10 protein-coding genes are annotated in these 16,637 nt (G+C 68.1%); 2 read left to right on the top strand and 8 right to left on the bottom strand.

Translation table 11 applies throughout. The features are described 5' to 3' along the window. Positions 1 to 95: 95 nt before the first annotated feature. Complete coding sequence (locus LuPra_RS09645) at positions 96 to 2,849, bottom strand: ExeM/NucH family extracellular endonuclease (RefSeq protein ID WP_157898951.1); 2,754 nt, start codon at positions 2,847 to 2,849, stop codon at positions 96 to 98. A 1,085-nt stretch (positions 2,850 to 3,934) separates the two neighbouring features. Here LuPra_RS09645 and LuPra_RS09640 point away from each other — a divergent pair. Further along, positions 3,935 to 5,218, top strand: a complete 1,284-nt coding sequence (locus LuPra_RS09640) for a sugar phosphate isomerase/epimerase family protein (RefSeq protein WP_234800804.1) — start codon at positions 3,935 to 3,937, stop codon at positions 5,216 to 5,218. Between the two features lie 310 nt (positions 5,219 to 5,528). On the opposite strand, the gene LuPra_RS09635 is transcribed toward LuPra_RS09640, so the two are convergent. Together LuPra_RS09635 and LuPra_RS09630 are read right to left on the bottom strand one after the other, a co-directional pair. Continuing rightward, on the bottom strand, positions 5,529 to 6,200 hold the full coding sequence (locus LuPra_RS09635; protein ID WP_110170547.1) for a BON domain-containing protein: 672 nt from the start codon (positions 6,198 to 6,200) through the stop codon (positions 5,529 to 5,531). A gap of 227 nt (positions 6,201 to 6,427) precedes the next feature. Further along, positions 6,428 to 7,306, bottom strand: a complete 879-nt coding sequence (locus LuPra_RS09630; protein WP_157898950.1) for an AsmA family protein — start codon at positions 7,304 to 7,306, stop codon at positions 6,428 to 6,430. Between the two features lie 158 nt (positions 7,307 to 7,464). On the opposite strand from LuPra_RS09630, the gene LuPra_RS09625 reads away from it, so the two are divergent. Continuing rightward, positions 7,465 to 10,542 (top strand): sensor histidine kinase, encoded by a 3,078-nt coding sequence (locus LuPra_RS09625; protein ID WP_110170545.1) that lies wholly within the window; start codon positions 7,465 to 7,467, stop codon positions 10,540 to 10,542. A 42-nt stretch (positions 10,543 to 10,584) separates the two neighbouring features. Here LuPra_RS09625 and LuPra_RS09620 read toward each other — a convergent pair whose 3' ends face one another. From LuPra_RS09620 to LuPra_RS09600, 5 genes are all read right to left on the bottom strand, one after another. Continuing rightward, positions 10,585 to 11,106, bottom strand: coding sequence for a hypothetical protein (locus tag LuPra_RS09620; RefSeq protein WP_157898949.1), 522 nt, complete (start codon positions 11,104 to 11,106; stop codon positions 10,585 to 10,587). A 670-nt stretch (positions 11,107 to 11,776) separates the two neighbouring features. Further along, positions 11,777 to 12,724: an ABC transporter permease gene (locus LuPra_RS09615; protein ID WP_110174610.1), complete on the bottom strand. Its 948-nt coding sequence runs from the start codon at positions 12,722 to 12,724 to the stop codon at positions 11,777 to 11,779. A 77-nt stretch (positions 12,725 to 12,801) separates the two neighbouring features. Beyond that, positions 12,802 to 14,409 (bottom strand): sugar ABC transporter ATP-binding protein, encoded by a 1,608-nt coding sequence (locus tag LuPra_RS09610; protein WP_110170543.1) that lies wholly within the window; start codon positions 14,407 to 14,409, stop codon positions 12,802 to 12,804. Continuing rightward, positions 14,390 to 15,337: a sugar ABC transporter substrate-binding protein gene (locus tag LuPra_RS09605; protein ID WP_234800919.1), complete on the bottom strand. Its 948-nt coding sequence runs from the start codon at positions 15,335 to 15,337 to the stop codon at positions 14,390 to 14,392. Before LuPra_RS09605 ends, LuPra_RS09610 begins: the two co-directional genes overlap by 20 nt. Positions 15,338 to 15,457: 120 nt before the next feature. Then, positions 15,458 to 16,591 carry a DUF6544 family protein gene (locus tag LuPra_RS09600; protein ID WP_157898948.1) on the bottom strand — a complete coding sequence of 378 codons (1,134 nt, stop codon included), beginning with the start codon at positions 16,589 to 16,591 and terminating at the stop codon, positions 15,458 to 15,460. Positions 16,592 to 16,637 lie beyond the last annotated feature (46 nt).

Below are 16,637 nucleotides of genomic sequence, written 5' to 3'. Positions count from 1 at the left end.
GGGGCCACAAGGAACGGCGGCCGCCGCACCACGGGAATGGCGACGACGGCCGCCGGATACCGCGCTTTCTGGGCGAATCAACGCCGAAAAGCCAGCTAGTGCCGGAAAATGAAGTCTGCGCGCTGCCAGGAACCGTCGGTGAACCGCAGCGTCAGCCGCCGGCAAGTACCGGCCCATTCCTTCAAGGTCTTCCAGACCAAGGTGTAGTGACCACTGTCCGGGTCGTAAGTCAGATCGCTCCCGCCCGCCGTGGCGATTGTGTCGCCGGCCACGACCGGCGGGTTCGTGCCGCACGCGATCGGCGCAGACGAGGGAGACCCCGCCGCAAAGATGTTGAGCCCCTTGTCGCCGCCGAGACTGAACTTCAGCGGCACGCTGCTGCCGGCCTTCACTTCGCTCACCGCGCCGTTCACCGGGCGCTGCAGGCCGCTGAATTCGAAGGGCGGGACCAGCGCCAGCCCGATGACCACCGGGTCGTGATCGGACGATCGGTACGGTTCCGTCGAGTAGAACGAGGTGACCTGCCCGGCCGTCTTGAACTCGACGTTGTAATCCAGAACGGTCGGCTCGTCGGCGTTGATGTGCCACTCAGCGACGCCCGTCACCTGCGGTGCCAGCGTCGGACTCGCCAGGGCGTGGTCGAGATAGCCGGACTCGCCGTCGAACACATACGAGTAGGACTGTGCGGTTTGCATGTCGACGTAGCCGCCGGCACGGAAGGCCGTGATCGGATCCTCGAGGCGATAGCTGTTCATGTCGCCGATGAGGATCACGTCCGCGTCGAGTGCGCCCGTGGGATCGGTCGCCAGCCAACGCACCAGGGCCTGCGCGGCCTTGGTGCGCGTGCCGTTGCACTCGCCCTGCAGGTCACCCGCGTCGGGGTCGCCGACGACATTGCAGTCGCTGCCCTTCGACTTCAGGTGGTTCACCACCACCGTCAGGCGTGCGCCCGTGCCGTTCTCGACGAACGTCTGCGCGACCGATGGCCGGTTCAAGGTGTCGATGAAGGCCGGATCGACGCTCGAGTCCATGATCGCGTGCGTGCCCAGCGGCGTCACCACGCCTGGCTTGAAGATCAGCGCGACACGAATCTCGTCGGTGCCGATCACGCCCGTGTCGATGTAGGCGTACGTGCCGGCACCCGCCGTGGCATTGAGCCCCGCCACGAGATCCTCGATCGCGCTGTTGCCAGGCGCGTCGTTCTCCAACTCCATCAGCCCGACGATGTCGCCGCCGGTGCCGAGGATGGCATTGACGGTCTTGGCGCGCTGCCGTGCGAACTCCAGCGGCGTGTTCGCACCGCGCGCCGTCGGGAAGCCGCCGCCGGTCCCGTTGCCGTTGAAGTAATTGAGGACGTTGAAACTCGCGACCGTCAACGTTCCGCCCACGGTGGCCGGCGCGGCGGGGCGCGGATTACTCGCCGTGAACGGCACCGGTCCGATCGGCTGGACGCGATACGCGCCGAACCGCTGTTCGAGCACGCCCGTCAACGCCGCGACGCTGTCCCCGGTGCGGAGCGTGTTCGAGGCGCTCAATCCACCGACGGGATGAATCGTCGGGTCGATGTTCTGCTGGTTGTTGCCATCGTCGAGCAGGATGCGACTACGCAAATTCACGTCACGCACGGCCTGCGCGGCGGCCCCCGGGGCAGCCGCATGCGTCGGGATCGGCAGCCGTGCGTCGACGGCAAGCGCCACTTCGCCGAAGCGACCCAGCGTGAAGGTGTCGGTGGCCACGAGTGGCTGCGCGAAGGTCACGAGCATGCCCTCGAAGGACTCGAAGGACGCAGGCGTGGCCACAGGCAGATTCACGGTGACCGGTGTCACCGACGATCCGGTCGCGCACAGTTCGACGTGGCTGACTGCGGTCAGTTCCGACAGGCTCAGTCCCGCCGTCCCGAACTCGGTGACCGTGCCGGTCACCCGTACCGTGTCGCCGGCGTTCACGCTCGTCGGGCTGAAGACGAAGATGCCCTCGGAGGTCTGCGGGTCGGCATCGGCGTCGTCGCCCTCCTCCTGCACGAAGTAGCCACCGAACTGCCCGCTTCCCTGGTAGTCGGCCGTGACCACGCCCTGGATGCTCACGGTGGTGTTCGCGAGCGGACTGATTGCGCCGCTGCCCTGCACGGCATGGATCGCCGTCAGTGCCAGGCCGCAGCCCGAGTCGTCGTTGGCGATCACACCCTGTGCCTGCGCGTTGACGAGCGAGGCGCCGGCGACGTTGGTCACGTTGACGACAAACGTCTCGTCGTCTTCGAACGTGGTGTCGCCGTTGACCGGTACGTGCAAGGTGTAGAGCGAACTCCCGGCCGGAATGATCTGTCCCGTCAGGCTCGTCGCGATGTAGTCGTCGTTGGCGATGGCCGTGCCGTCGGCCGTGGTGATATCGAAGGTGACGCCGCCGGCACCCGCCGGCTTGTTCAGGGCCACGGTGAAGCCGAAGGTCGTGGTGCCGGTGTTGCCTTCACCGAGCGTGACACCGTTGACTGTCAGGGTGGGCAGTGCCGGAGGCGGCCCCGACGGCGTCAGCGAGAAGTCGTCGACCGACAGCCCGTCGTCGGCTCCTGGAATCAGGTCCGAATCGGCCCAGCGCACCCAGAAGGACGCGCCGTCCGGAATGCTCAGGCCGGTAATCGTGACGTTGAGCGCAGTGCGGTTCGGGGCGACGTTTCCATTGAGAGCCCCGACCGTTCCGGCAACGACGGGGCTGCCGAAGTCGAGCGCGTCGTGATCGGCCCACGTCCCCGTGGTGAGACTGGTGGCGTTGGTACTCAGCTGGAAATCGAGGCGATCGGCGGCCCGGCCGGTGGTGTTCTGGCCCAGGCGCCACTGCTCGCCGGTGTACGCCACGCGCAGCGAAGTGATCGTGCCGCCCGTGTTGTTGGTGAACTGTGCCCCGATCAGGGGGCACGAGGGTGCCGCTCCGCAGGCCGCCGAATGCGCGCTCGGTGCTGCTCGCGGCCCCGAAGCTGAAAGTGTCCCCGGTGTTGTCCGAGCCCGTGCCAGCACGATACGTGGTGTTGGCGTTGGTGCCGCTTTCGCTGAAGTCCCAGCCTGCGGGTACGGCCGTGTTGGCAGTGCCGCTGCTCGCGAGCGTGTTGAAGTCTTGCAGGTAGGCGGTGCCCAGCGTGGTCAGGCTGATCGTGCCGGCGGCCCGGGTGTCGCGATTGGCGAACCAGAGGGCGGCGGGCAGGGCCACGAACGCGAGGAGCGCGACGCGGACAGTGCCAGACGATGCCAACGAGCGGCACCGGGAACGGAAGACAGGCATGCGGACTCCGGAACGAGGGCGCCACGTGCACACCCCGGGCCTGATGCCAGGGACGCGCGCCGCCCGTGGCGGCGTCGTGAGCGGACGTCCCGCGACAGTACCGGCTGGGCTTGAGGAAGGTCAAGGCAACACGGAGTGACGGGTGCCGGGTACCGGACACCGGGGTTCCGGGGTTGTTCCGGGCACGGGGTACGGGGTACGGGTAAGGGCACGTAGCCGTCGACCTTAAGGTCGACGGGCGGCTCGAAGGCGCCAGTGCATGCGAACTCGGGACTCGGGGGCTGGCGGTTGGCGGCCCCGGGACTGACGTCAGCCTGAGACCTGAGACTTGAGACTTGAGACCTGAGGCGTGAGACCTGAGGGTGAGGCATCAGGTCTCAGGTCTCAGGCATGACCCATGAGGCCCACGATACAGTTTGTCGCGGTCGGGCGTAGTAGTAGCCGGGTCTAGAGGTATCGGCACCGGGCACCGGGCAACCGGGTACTGGATCGGGACTCTGGATTGCCTGGCCCTGCCTGAGCGTTCGGCGTTCCGCCTTCGCCAAGGCTCCGGCGGACAAGTCGGCGTCGGCGGAGATCGTGCCTGAGACTTGGAACCTGAGACCTGAGACCTGAGACCTGGGACTTCACACCTGGGACCGTCAATCGTCAACGAGGACCATACGTGGATCACACACAGGACAACGGCAGCGGCAACGGGGTGGGACGACGGGACTTCTTCAAGGCCGCGACGGCAGGCGTGACGACGGCGGCGGTGCTGTTGGCGCCGCGTGACGCGGCCCTGGCGCAGGAGGCGGCACAGAAGGCCGCGCTCGAGCGCATCGCCAGCAACTCCTGGCCGATCCGGCCGTTGTTCAAGCAGCGTGCGATGGGGCCCCGACCGGCGGGCGCGGCCGCCCCGCCCGCAATGCAAAGCCGCGAGCAGGCCGCCAACGCTGCCCAGGCCGAGATCGAGTCCAACCCCAATGCGGCAAACGCGCTCAAGGTCGCCGACGCGGCCCGCGCGGCCCGGGCCAATGTGCCCAATGCCGCCGAGATGAAGAAGAAGTACGGCGAGATCACGATGCTGGACTTCCCGCAGTTCACCAGGGACACGTTCCCGGGCGTGACCCGGATGGACCTGTTCTCGGGACTAATCGGCGACATCGCCGACGACGCGATGTTCTTCCCTGCTGGCGCCAACGGCCGTCCGGGCGGCTTCGACCCGATGAGCCCGGCTGGCCGCAAGTGGCTCGACGCGCTGGCCAACACCTGCGTGAAGACCGGCACCTACGTCCAGCACATCTCGAACAACGCGCCGAGCGGCCTGGCCGACTACGGCTCGCCGGAAGCCGACGCGCGCCGCAAGGCCGGCGTCGAACTGGCCAAGCGGTGGCTCGAGGGCTGCAAGGTGCTCGGCGTGAAGTCGATGCGCATGAACTCGCCGCAGGCGCTCGGCCCGAGCATCCGGCCCAACGCCGTCCCGCGCGGCCCCGGCGACGGCTACCCGCGCAACATCGACCTGATTCCCCTCCTCGAGGCAGCCATCGAATCGCACAGGGAAATGGCGGACTTCGGCGGCAAGCTGGGCATCAAGGTGACCATCGAGAACCACTGGGGCCTGGCTGCCGACCCGATGAACATCCGCACCATCATCGACGAGGTCAACCACCCGTTCTGCGAGGCGTCGCCGGACTTCGGCAACTGGGAGCACGAGTACAACCTCGTGAACGGCCTCAAGGCGCTCGCGCCCTATGCCAGCTCCAACGTCCACGCCAAGTACTGGGATCGCTGGGGCGATCGCAACAACGTGCAGCGCTCGGTGCGAATCATGCTCGCGGCCGGTTTCCGCGGCACGTTCGCGCTGGAGTACGAGCAGGGCCCGCACGACGGCGTCGAAGGCGCGAAGTATCTCTACAAAGAAGTGCTCGCCGCCCTGACGACGCCGACGCCGGTGGTGGCGGGATAAGGACGGAGGATAGAGGACGGAGGAGAGAGGACGGAGGAGGGAGGAGGGAGGTCGCGTCGACGAACGCTGAACGTCGAACGCCGGGCGTTTTTACGAAGCCGTCGACCTTCCACCTTCGCCAAGGCTACGGCGGACAAGTCAGGTCGACGGAAAAACGTCGCCGTCCGATTACGCAGTCTCAAAGGGCCGGGCTCGGAGACCCGGCCCTACCGTCAAATCTCACCTGAGACCTGAGACCTGAGACTTGAGACTTGAGACCTGACGTCCCAGGCGGAGGGGAACCCCGAAGGCTCCCCTCCTGCAGGAAGATCTACGTCTTCGGCGTCTTCGCGACGACCTTGAGGTTGTTGCGCACCGACTTCACGCCGTCGGTCGCCTTGGCAATGGCTGCCGCGCGCGCCGACCCGGCCTGCGTCGGCACGGTGCCCTTGAGCGTCGCCACGCCGGCGTCCACGTCGACGTCGATGTCGCTGCCTTCGAGCACGTCCTCGTCGATGTAATCAGCGTAAATCTTCGAGGTCACCCAGCCGTCGCTGATGGTATTGCCGGCCTTGTTGGCGGTCGCCGAGGCGCCGTGCTCGGCCTCGGGCACGACGCGCAAGCGATCGTTGACGCTCTTCACGCCGTCGGTGGCCTTGGCGATCGCGACCGCCCGGGTCTTGCCAGCGCCAGTCGGCACCGTCCCCATCAACGTGACCACGCCCGCCTTGGTGTCGACGTCGATGTCGCTCTTCTCGAGCACGTTCTCTGGAACGAACTGCGAATGCACCTTCATCGTGATCCAGGAATCGGTGATCACGTTGCCGGTCTTGTGAGCCGCTTCCTTGGTCTCCTGCTTGGTCTCATGCGCTGCGGCTTGCGCCTTCTGCGTGGCCGTGGCCTGCGCGCTGGCGGACACGGGCGCGAGCGCGAGCGCCGTCATGACAACGGCCGCGCCGGCAAGTGCGCGGCCCGTACGGGTTTCACGGATGACAGGACTCATGATGTTCCCTCCTTCATGGTCCTGTTGCGAAACGCGTGCCCTCGCGTCAGGGGACCCTTTCTCGTCAGGAAGGCGCTCCTGCGGGGTGAATCTTGAGCCGGTGAGACGCAGGATGAGTCGATTTATTGTGTGTTGTAGTGCTTCGCAACAGGGCGGACACGGACGGACCACCGCCCCATCAATACAGCGTGCATTCTTCGCCGACAGCCGAGGCGTCCGATGGCTGCTCAGCGCGGCAGGCCGGGGGCGGCCTGCGCGTCTGCGAGCACGTCGGTGAATATCGTGGTCGTGGCGACGTTCTTGCCCAGAGGAATGCCCGTCGAGATCGCGAACTGCAGCACCTGCCCGGTTTCGATCGGCCCTGACGACACGTCCCGCGCGCTCACCACCGGCACACCGGTGAGCACCTCGAGCACGTCGCCTGCCTCGTCACGCAACAAGGCCGTCACGGCGATCGACTCGGGACGAATCGGGCCGCCCGCGGTCACGGTCAGCGTGCCCGTTACCCGATAGCCACCGAGCGTCGCGCGCGATTGTGTGACCACCGCGTCGAGCGCCAGCGCGCCCGCCACACACGCCGACGTCGGCGTCGCCCGGGCCGTGGACACCCACTGGAGCGTGTCAGCCACCGGCTTGCCGTCCTGGACCACTTGCAGGATGTAGCCCGAGGGCGCAACCGGGAAGTCGTCCGCGCGCTTCAGGCGGAACCGGTACGGGAGCACACCTCCGGTCTGGACCTGGCTGATCCTGGCTTCGCTCTCAATCGGATCTCCCATGGGTTGCCATCGGTGATCCGTGTACTGCAGGAACGCGCGCACGTCACGAGCACAACCGCCTGCGTTGGTGAGCGCCCCCACGAGCATCCCCACCCTCGCGTTCTCCCAGGTCACTGCGGAATTGCGCAGCGGGCGCATCTCGAGACCATCGCTCGTGAGGATGCGCGCGGTCGGCGGCATCGCGACCCAGGCCGGCAGCAGCGGTCGTACCTCCACCGACGACGTCGGCGCGCGCGGGAGCGTGATCGTGTTCAGCGGCCCCGTCGCCTGGGCACCGGCCGACGCTGCCGCCACGGTCAGCCACAGCACCGCCATCCATCCCGCCCGCATGTGCGCAGTCTACCTAAATGAGGATGGCGTTCGCGTTTCGCGGCAAGTGCCCCTAGTATCTCGGCATGGGGGTCGCGCGCCCGCCGGTGACGACCACCCCGATTCGATTGGTCCATCCTTCGATAGCACGCGCGAAGCGTTGCGTGACGATTCGCCGCATGCTCGTTCTGCTGCTCGCCATGTGGGGCAGCCGTGGTGGGGTCGCACTCGCCCAGGAAGACCGCCCACAGGACTACCGCGTCGCGCGGTGGACGACCGCGGAAGGCCTGCCGCAGAACACGATCAACGACATCGTCGCCCTGCCCAACGGCGAGTTGTGGCTCGCCACCTTCGGCGGCGTGGTGCGCTTCGACGGCAACGACTTCCGTGTGGTGGATATCGCCGGCGATGCAGGCCTCGCCTCCAATCGCATCACGGCTCTCGCACTCGCGGGTACCGATGCGTTCTGGTACGTGACCCAGGAGGGACATCTCGGGCGGATCGAAGGCGGCAGGGCACGCGCCGTGATCGCCGCCAACAGATCCATGCCCGACGTGATCGGTCTACTCGCTGCCCGTGGGCAGTTCTACGTCCAGACGGTGGACGGCGACATCTGGGCCAGTGATGGCACGGGCCCGTGGCGCGTCTTCACGCGCGCCCCGGGTGATGGCACGGGCGGCTTCAACTTCCTGACTCGCTCCCGCACCGGCAGGCCATGGGCATCGTTCGGGCAATCGGTGCTCGCGCTGACGCCGGCTGGCGGGGGGGCACCCACACCGTTACCCGTGTCAGGCCTGTCGGTGGCCGGCGGCATCGACGGTGAACTGTGGATTGGCCTGCGGAATGGCGTCGCCCACTACATCAATGGCCGGGTCGAAACGCTCGACGTGCGGCCGCGCCTCGAGGCGGTGATCACCGCCCTCCTTTACGTAAGCGATAACGAACTCTGGGTTGCCGGCGACGGCACCGTGTCGCACCTGACGACGCAGCCAGATGGCACCTGGCGCCGGGCGCAGTTGCCGCTCGACCTGCCCGACAGCCTGCAAATCCGATCGCTCTCGCTCGACGGCGAGGGCAACGTGTGGGTGGGCACCAACGGGCGTGGCCTCTACAGGGCCCATCGGGAGGCGACCCGCCGCTTCGGTCACGACGTCGGGTTGGGGGCCGTCGAAGCCCTCGTCTCCGACGGCAGGGGCGGAGCCTGGGCAGCCGCTTCGTGTGCCGGGGTCTTCCATGTCGACGAGGCCGGCAACGTCGAAGTCGTCCTCGGGGCCGGCAGCGCCGGCGAACCCAGTGGGTGTGAAAACGGGTTCGCCGCCGCACCAGGGGGCGATGTCTGGATCCGGTCGCTCACGCATATCTTTCGCGTCCGCGGCACCGCACCGCACATCAGCCGGTTACAGGTCACGCTGCCCGACGAGGCGGGTCCCATCGTCGCGGTGCCTGACGGCACGTTCTGGGTGGCGTCGCGCAGTGGCGACGTGCGGCACGTCGACGCCGAGCGCGTGATCGAGCAGGTGGCCCTGCCAGGTCCCGTCGTGTCGCTCGTCATGGCGCCGGACGGCACGCTCTGGGCGGGTGGCAATGGCGAGATCTTTCACATCCCTGGCGGCAGGCGACCTGTCGAGCGGATCGGCGCATCGCAGGGGATGCCACGTGGCTGGGTCCGCGACATCCTGGTCGACCCTGACGGCACCGTGTGGATTGCCACGTACGGCGGCGGCCTCGGGCACCTGAGGAACGGGCGGATGGCGCGCCTCACGATGACGGAAGGCCTGCCCGACAACGCGTTGTCACGAATCATCGACGACCGTCACGGGCGGCTGTGGCTGTCGACCAATCGTGGCGCCGCCGTGCTGCATCGCACCGAGATCGCAGAGGTGCTGGCGGGGACGCGGCGCGTGCTCACGCCAGTCGTCCTTGGCGCGGAGCGCGGCGTGCAGGAGGCGAACTTCGGGATGCCGGCGGGCTTCGCCGACCAGTCCGGCCGGATGTGGTTCGGGACGATCGACGGCATCGTCCGCGTCGACGCCAACCGCTTCCCGCTGAACAAGACGCCGCCACGGGTACGCGTCGATGGCATCTTCGCCGACGAACGTCGCCTGCCGCTCGACGGCGTGGTGAAGATTCCCGCCGGCACATCACGCGTGCGGCTGAACTTCGGCGCCATGGCCTTGCGCTATCCCGAGCGCTTGCGGTTCCGCTACCGCATCGACGGTATCGACCGTGACTGGGTGGACGTCGGCGGACAGCGTTTTGCCACCTTCACGCCGGCCGCCCCTGGCAATCATCGATTCCTCCTGCAGGCGCGCAACGAGGATGGCGTCTGGGGTGCTGCGCCAGTCGCCGTCGAACTTGCCGTGCTGCCAGCGTGGTGGCAGACAGGTGCAGCGCGACTGGCCGCCGTTGCGGCGCTGGTCGTGGTGATCTTCGGCCTCTATCGCATCCGCGTGCAGGCCCTCGAGGTTCGTCATCACGAGCGTGTGCAGGCGGTGGAGCAACGGCGCCGTACCGAGGCGCAGGCGTCTGCGCTGCGCACGCAACTCGAACATGTCTCGCGACTGGCGCTGGCCGGCGAGCTCACGGCGAGCCTGGCACACGAGGTGAAGCAGCCGCTGCAGGCAATCGTGGCCAATGCCGAAGTCGCGCAGCACATGGTCGCCACGGGCCACGCGTCGGGCGTGGAGTTCAGTGAGGTCCTGCACGACATCGTCGCGCAGGGCATCCGCGCATCGGAGGTCATCGGGGAACTGCGCGAGTTCCTCCGGGCCGATCACCCGGAGATGGGGCCGCTGGATCTCTCGCAGCTCGTGCACGACATGCTGCCGCTGATGCGACGCGAGTTCGAGGACCACCGCGTGCAGGTCCGCGTGGATCTCGTCGAACCGGTGCCCGCCGTCGAAGGTCGACGCGTCCAGCTGGAGCAGGTGATCGTCAACCTGCTGATGAACGCGTGCGAGGCGCTTGCGCACGTCGATGGGCCGCGACGCGTCACCGTCAGCACACGTGTCGTCGCGGGGCGCGTCGAAGTGGTCGTCAGCGACAACGGTCCCGGGCTGCAGGCAGACGTCGCCGACCGGCTCTTCGAGCCCTTCGTGAGCACCAAGCCCAAGGGCATGGGCATGGGTCTGGCCATTTCGCGCTCGATCACCGACGCCCACCGTGGACGCCTCACCGCCGAGGCGTCACCAGGCGGCGGTCTCACGGTCGTGATGTCGCTGCCGACGCTATCGTCACCCAGCGAGCCCGAGGCCTGAGCGCTCAACGTTCGGCGTTCGGCGTTCGGCGTTCGGCCCAAGTCAGGTCGACGGTCTTCGCGACACCCGTCTCCAGCACGCGAGCCCGATCAACACGTTGGCCAGCAGCGACGGCTCCGGCACCTGCTGCACGAGCACGGCCACGTCCTCGAGCAGCGTGGCATCAGGCGTCGGACCTGCTGCCGCTGCCACGGACAAGGCCAGCCTGCCATGCGTGCCGACGACGTCATCGATCGCGTTGGTGTACAACGCCCAGGCCACCGGATTAGCAACCTGGAGCTCGACGACGTCAGCCGGACCCAGCGCCTCGACGAGTTGGGCCGCGAACGTCTCGGGCAGCGAAAGCGTGCGCACCTGCTCGAGCTCGCCGAACCGGCCTGGACGGCAGGCGATCACACGTTGGGCGCAGGAATCCGGCACGTCGATGGCCGGCTGTGCGAGCCAGCCGCGGCTCGCCGGGGTTTGCTCCCGTATCTGCAGTGGCGCTGCAACGGTGGCCGACGACACCACGGACAGGAGGAACGCGACAGCCGCTCCCCGACCCCACATCTGCGCTACACGCATTGCGGCGACCAACTCCGGAAATGACGATCTGCGGCCGTGACCGCTGGGCCGCGCAAATGGCGACCCCTGTGCGGTGCTGGCCGGATGAGTGCACCTGGACTCGGTGCACGCGTAGCCGTCGGACGTGTCCGACGGGGCGGTGCCTATTGTGAGGCAAGTCACGCGAGAAGACTAACCAAAGTTCGTGTCAGTCCTGCGACTGGGCCATGAAAATGCGCACGGCCTGGTGCTGGGGCGGATTCGCAGGTCGTCACGACATCGGGCTGGGACAGCCCGATGCTACCGCCGACGATTCCCGGCTCCCGACTCCCGACTCCCTTCGGCGTTCAGCGTTCGGCGTTCAGCGTTCGTCGAATCTGCCCGGTAGGCGTCGACCTTCAGGTCGACGCGGCGACTGGCGTTCGGCGGTCAGCGTTCGGCGTTCAGCGTTGGCCGGGTCTTTTTGCACCGCGCTGGCCCCCGTCGACCTGACTTGTCCGCCGTAGCCTCAGCGAAGCTGGAAGGGCGACGGCGACGCTCGGCCCTGCGGTACGTAGGCATCGACCTTAAGGTCGACGCTTGACTTGGCAACGACGCCAGGCCGGGACGGCCCGATGCTGCCGTCGGCGATTCCCGATCCCCACTCCCGACTCCCGACTCCCTTCGGCGTTCAGCGTTCGGCGTTCAGCGTTCATCGGTTCTTTTGCCACCGTCGGCGCCATGCATCGACGATCACGGCCGTGATGATGACCAGCCCCGTCACGATGCGCTTGGTGGGTTCGGTGGCGCCGATCTGGGCCAGTCCCGCCTGCAGGACCACGATGATCAGCACGCCGACGAAGCTCGCGACGACCGATCCGCGGCCGCCCATGAGGCTCGTGCCGCCGATCACGACTGCGGCAATCGCCGACAGCTCGAGTCCGATACCGGCGTTGGGGTCGACCGACTCGAGGTACGCCACGTGGAAGATGCCGGCCAGGCCCGCAAGGGCGCCCGACAACGTGAACACCGCGACCTCGACCGGTGCTGGCGCGATGCCCGAGAGCCGCACAGCTTCACGGTTGGTGCCGATCGCCACGAGATACCGGCCGAACACGGTGCGTGTGAGCAACACCTCCCCGGCGACGACCAGCAGTGCCGCGACGAGGAACGCGGGCGAGACGCCGAGAACAGGCAGCGGTGCACCGACGCCGTCGAGCGCGCTCCCCACGAAGACGGATCGGGAATCGGTGGCCACGTAGGCGCCGCCGCGCGCGATCTCCAGCATGCCGAGCGTCACGATGAACGATGGGATCGACCAACGCACGGTGATCAGGCCGTTGACGAGGCCGGCCAGTACGCCGACGCCGACACACGCCGAGAGCGCCAGCGGCACCGGCCATTGCCAGCGCGTCAACGTCACGCCGAGGACGGCGGCACCAAGAGCCATCACCGACCCGACCGAGAGATCGATGCCGCCCGCGATCAGCACGAGCGTCATGCCGACCACAATCACGGCGAGTGCCGGCAACTGATTGGCGAGCGTCGTGAACGTGACCCGCGACAGGAAGTGCTCGCTGGTGACGCTGAACAGCGCGACCAGCAGTACCAGCACGAGGACGAGTCCCGTCGACTCGCGGATCGCGCCGCGGCCGCGCATGCCCGGGTATGCCTGCTGTGCCCGATCGTCGACGCTCGTCGACGGCTGTGATCCGCGCCAACGCTTCGGCAACCCCGTCACGACGTCACTCCCGGGCCAGCGAAGGCGGCAGCCATCAGCGACGCCTGGGTCCATTCGCCGCGTGAGAACGAGCCCGTCACTCGTCCGCTCGCCAGGACCACGATGCGGTCGCACAACGCCATCAGTTCCTCGAGCTCGCTCGAGACGATGACGAGGGCCGTGCCGCGTGCAGCGAGTGCGCGCAGCACGACGTGGATGGCCAGCGTGGCGCCGGCGTCGATGCCGCGTGTGGGTTCGTCCACCAGCAGTACCTCGCACTCGCGTAGCAGCCAGCGTGCGAGCACAACCTTCTGCTGGTTGCCGCCACTCAGCACCTCTGCGCGATGCTCGAGCCCAGGACCGCGAACGTCGAGTCGCGTCGCCATGTCGCCAGCCGTGCGACGCTCGAGTGCGCTATCGACCCATGTCCTCGCGCGCGACACCTGCCGGAGCGTGGCCAGCGTGATGTTGCTGCGGATCGATTGCGGGAGCAGGAGCGCGTGTGCTTGTCGATCCTCAGGCACCATCCCGAGGCCGGCACGCACCGCGTCACGTGGCCCACGCAGCCGCAACGGGCGCCCGTCGGCCACGCTGATGTGTCCGGCATCGGGACGATCGGCGCCAAAGATGGCGCGCAACGTCTCGGTGCGGCCCGCGCCCACCAGTCCCGAGAGACCGAGGATCTCGCCGCGCCGGACCTCGAAAGTCACATCGCGGACCGCCGTGCCGCACCGCAGGTGCTCGACTCGCAGTGCCACCGGCGCTGTTGCACTGCGTCCCTGGGCGCCGGAGCCTGGGCGGAGGCGGCCCTCACCCGTCGCCGCTGCGCGCGTCCCGGCGGTGTCGCCGATGGCATGCTCGACAGGCAGCGCCTGGGCCGGCGCAATGCCGGTCATCAGCGCCATGATCGCGTCGCGAGGCATGTCAGCGACTGCGCCGTGACCCACGACGCGACCGTCACGCAGCACGGTCACGCGATCGGCGAGGCCGGCGATCTCCTCCATGCGATGGCTGATGTACAGCACCGCGATACCGCGGTCGCGCAACTGCCGCACGTGCGCGAACAGCCGTTCCACTTCCGGTGCCGTCAGCGCGGCGGTGGGCTCGTCGAGCACGAGCACGCGGCAGTCGCGCGCCAGTGCCGCCGCGATCTCGACGAGTTGCCGTTGCCCGACGCCGAGCGCCGCGACCGGGATGCGCGGATCCAGTGCCTCGAGACCCACCAGCGCCAGCGCCCGCGAGGCCCGTGCCTGCAGCGACGCGCGATCGAGCAGCCCGAATCGATGCGGCAGCCGCGTCAGGAACAGGTTCTCCGCGACGCTGAGCGTCTCGATCAGGTCGAGTTCCTGCAGCACCACCTGCACGCCCGCGTCCTCGGCGGCGCGACGTGATCCTGGCGCGTGCGGATGCCCCGCCAACGTCATCGCGCCGCTGTCGGCTGTCGTCAGTCCGCACACGATGCGCACCAGCGTCGACTTGCCGGCGCCGTTGGCGCCCATCAGCGCGTGCACCTCGCCGGCGCGGAAGTCGAGATCGACGCCGGTGAGCACCGGCACCGCGTACGACTTGCCCACGCCTCGCAGGGAGAGCAACGCGGGCACGACGTTATCGGGCAGTGACCACATCCACTGGCGTCTGCCGATCCTCGGGCGCCGCTTCCTTGCGGAGGAGCCTGAGCGCGAACTCGATGCCGTAGACGGCGAGTTGATCTCCGTGCTGATCCGCCGTTGCCAGGATGCGGCCCTCGTCGAGCAGTTGCCGCACCGCGGCGATGTTGTCGAAACCGACCACCAACACCTGGCCGGCCCGAGCGGACTGGCGCACCGCTGCCGCGGCGCCGAGCGCCATGCTGTCGTTGCTGGCGAGGATCGCCTTCAGATCCGGGTGTTCGCGCAGGAGGGCCGCCGAGACGGTGTTGGCCTTGTCCTGTTCCCACTGCGCGCCCTGCACCGCCGCCACGCGGATCCCGGCCGCACGCATCGCGTCCTCGAATCCGAGACGGCGCTGCTGCGCGTTGAATGCCGTCGGCACCCCTTCGAGGATCGCCACGGCGTCGCCCCTGCCGAGGCGCTTCGCGATCACCTCGCCCACCGCACGCGCCCCGGCGCGATTGTCAGGTCCCACGAACGGCACCCGCAGGCCTGCGTCCGCCAGCGTCGCCTCGTCCAGCTTGTTGTCGATGTTGACGACGACCACGCCATGTTGCTGCGCGCGGCGCAGCGCGGGCACGAGCGCGCGCGAGTCGGCGGGGGCGATCACGATCGCCTGCACGCCTTGGGCGACCATCTGCTCGACCAGCGCGACCTGCTGCGTGATGTCGGTTTCGTTGCGGATGCCGTTGACGATGAGATCGTACTCGGACTGGTGGGCCGCCTGATGCTGCTTTGCGCCCTCGGCCATCGTGACGAAGAACTCGTTCGCGAGCGACTTCATCACCAGCGCGACGCGCGGCCGCACCGCCGCCCCCGCGGACGAGCTCTCCGCCGCGGACGATCCGTTGGACGGCGGCGTGGGCTGGCCACAGCTGGCGAGCGTCGAGACTGCCAGCACCATCGTCAAGGCCCACGATGCTGGAGCGCGCTCCCAGCGTCCGGGCCAGGTCTGGTCGCGCGGGATCGTCATGCGCAGCGCAAGCATGCGCGCATGATAGCCCGTCGCCTGGAGCCTTGCGGTTCAGTGCTCCGGGTCGTACCGTACGTCGTCGATCGTCAGCTCGAGATAGGCCCACGAGTCGTCGCTGGGGTGCCACCGCGCCTCTGCCGCCGACGCAAGGAGGACCTTCCCGAACGGACGTACCGCACGGACCGGCGTCGACCATCGCTGGCGCACCATCGTCGTGCCGTCCGGCAACGTGGCGTAGCGATCGTCGGAGATGAAGTCGGCCAACATGTCGTTGGCGCCGAACACGAGGTCGGCTGTGATGGTGCGACCCTCGTGGCTGAAGTGGGCGCGCACGATCGTGCCGCCGTTCCCGTCACCATCGGCGGCCCTTGGCATCGTCGGTTCCCAGGTGACCGCGCTGTCGAGGAGCGCCGACGGCGCCAGGATGCACAGGTCGTTGAAGAGCGTGACCGTCTCGCTCTGCGTCAGCTCGAGGCTGTCCATGTCGACCACTGGGACGAGTGCGGCCGCCTTGATCAGCATCGATGCCGCCGAAGCGACGAACCGGTGATAGCCCTGGATCGGCAGAAGGGCCCGGGTCGCCGTCATGTAGAACATGCGCGAGGGAGTGTCGCCGAACCTGTTGTGCTGCTCCGAGGAGAACGGCATCCAAGCCATTTCGCGGCCGCCGCGAATGCGCCCGTGCATGCGCACGAACATCTCCCTGACACGGGGCTGCCCCACCACTCCCGCGACGCGCAGGTAGCGCTGCACCGGTGACGGAAGGGCCGCCAGGTCGGCCTCGGTGACGACCCGGCGCGCCTGCGGATCGGCCCTGGTGAACGACGCGTTGACGTCGCGCTCGTAGGCCGCACGCAGGCTCGCCGGGCCGTAGGCGAGCACGCCGAAGACCACGCCGACGATGGCAAGGCCGTTGGCGGCGGCGCCGAACTTCGCATCACGCCAGGATGGCACGATGGCGATCATCGACACTGCGACCGCGCACAGGCCCAGGATCCACCAGTGGCGCGGGTCCGTGTAGATGGCGACGGCGGCGGCGACGAACAGGCAGGCTGCTGCTTCCCAGGCCAGGCCCATGCCGGGCGAGATTGGCAGCGTGAGCCCCGGCAGGTCGGCGTAGCCGAACGCTTTCGCGACGCCCATCACGTGAATGAGCCCGTGGAGGACCAAGAACAGGGTGAACACGAAGGTGATCATGCAGAGCCCCCGTGCTCGCGGTTGCAAGCACGCG

The sequence above is a fragment of the Luteitalea pratensis genome, assembly GCF_001618865.1.
GTDB lineage: Bacteria > Acidobacteriota > Vicinamibacteria > Vicinamibacterales > Vicinamibacteraceae > Luteitalea > Luteitalea pratensis.
Note: the sequence above shows the minus strand (reverse complement) of the source record. Positions and strands in the feature narration are given on the sequence as shown.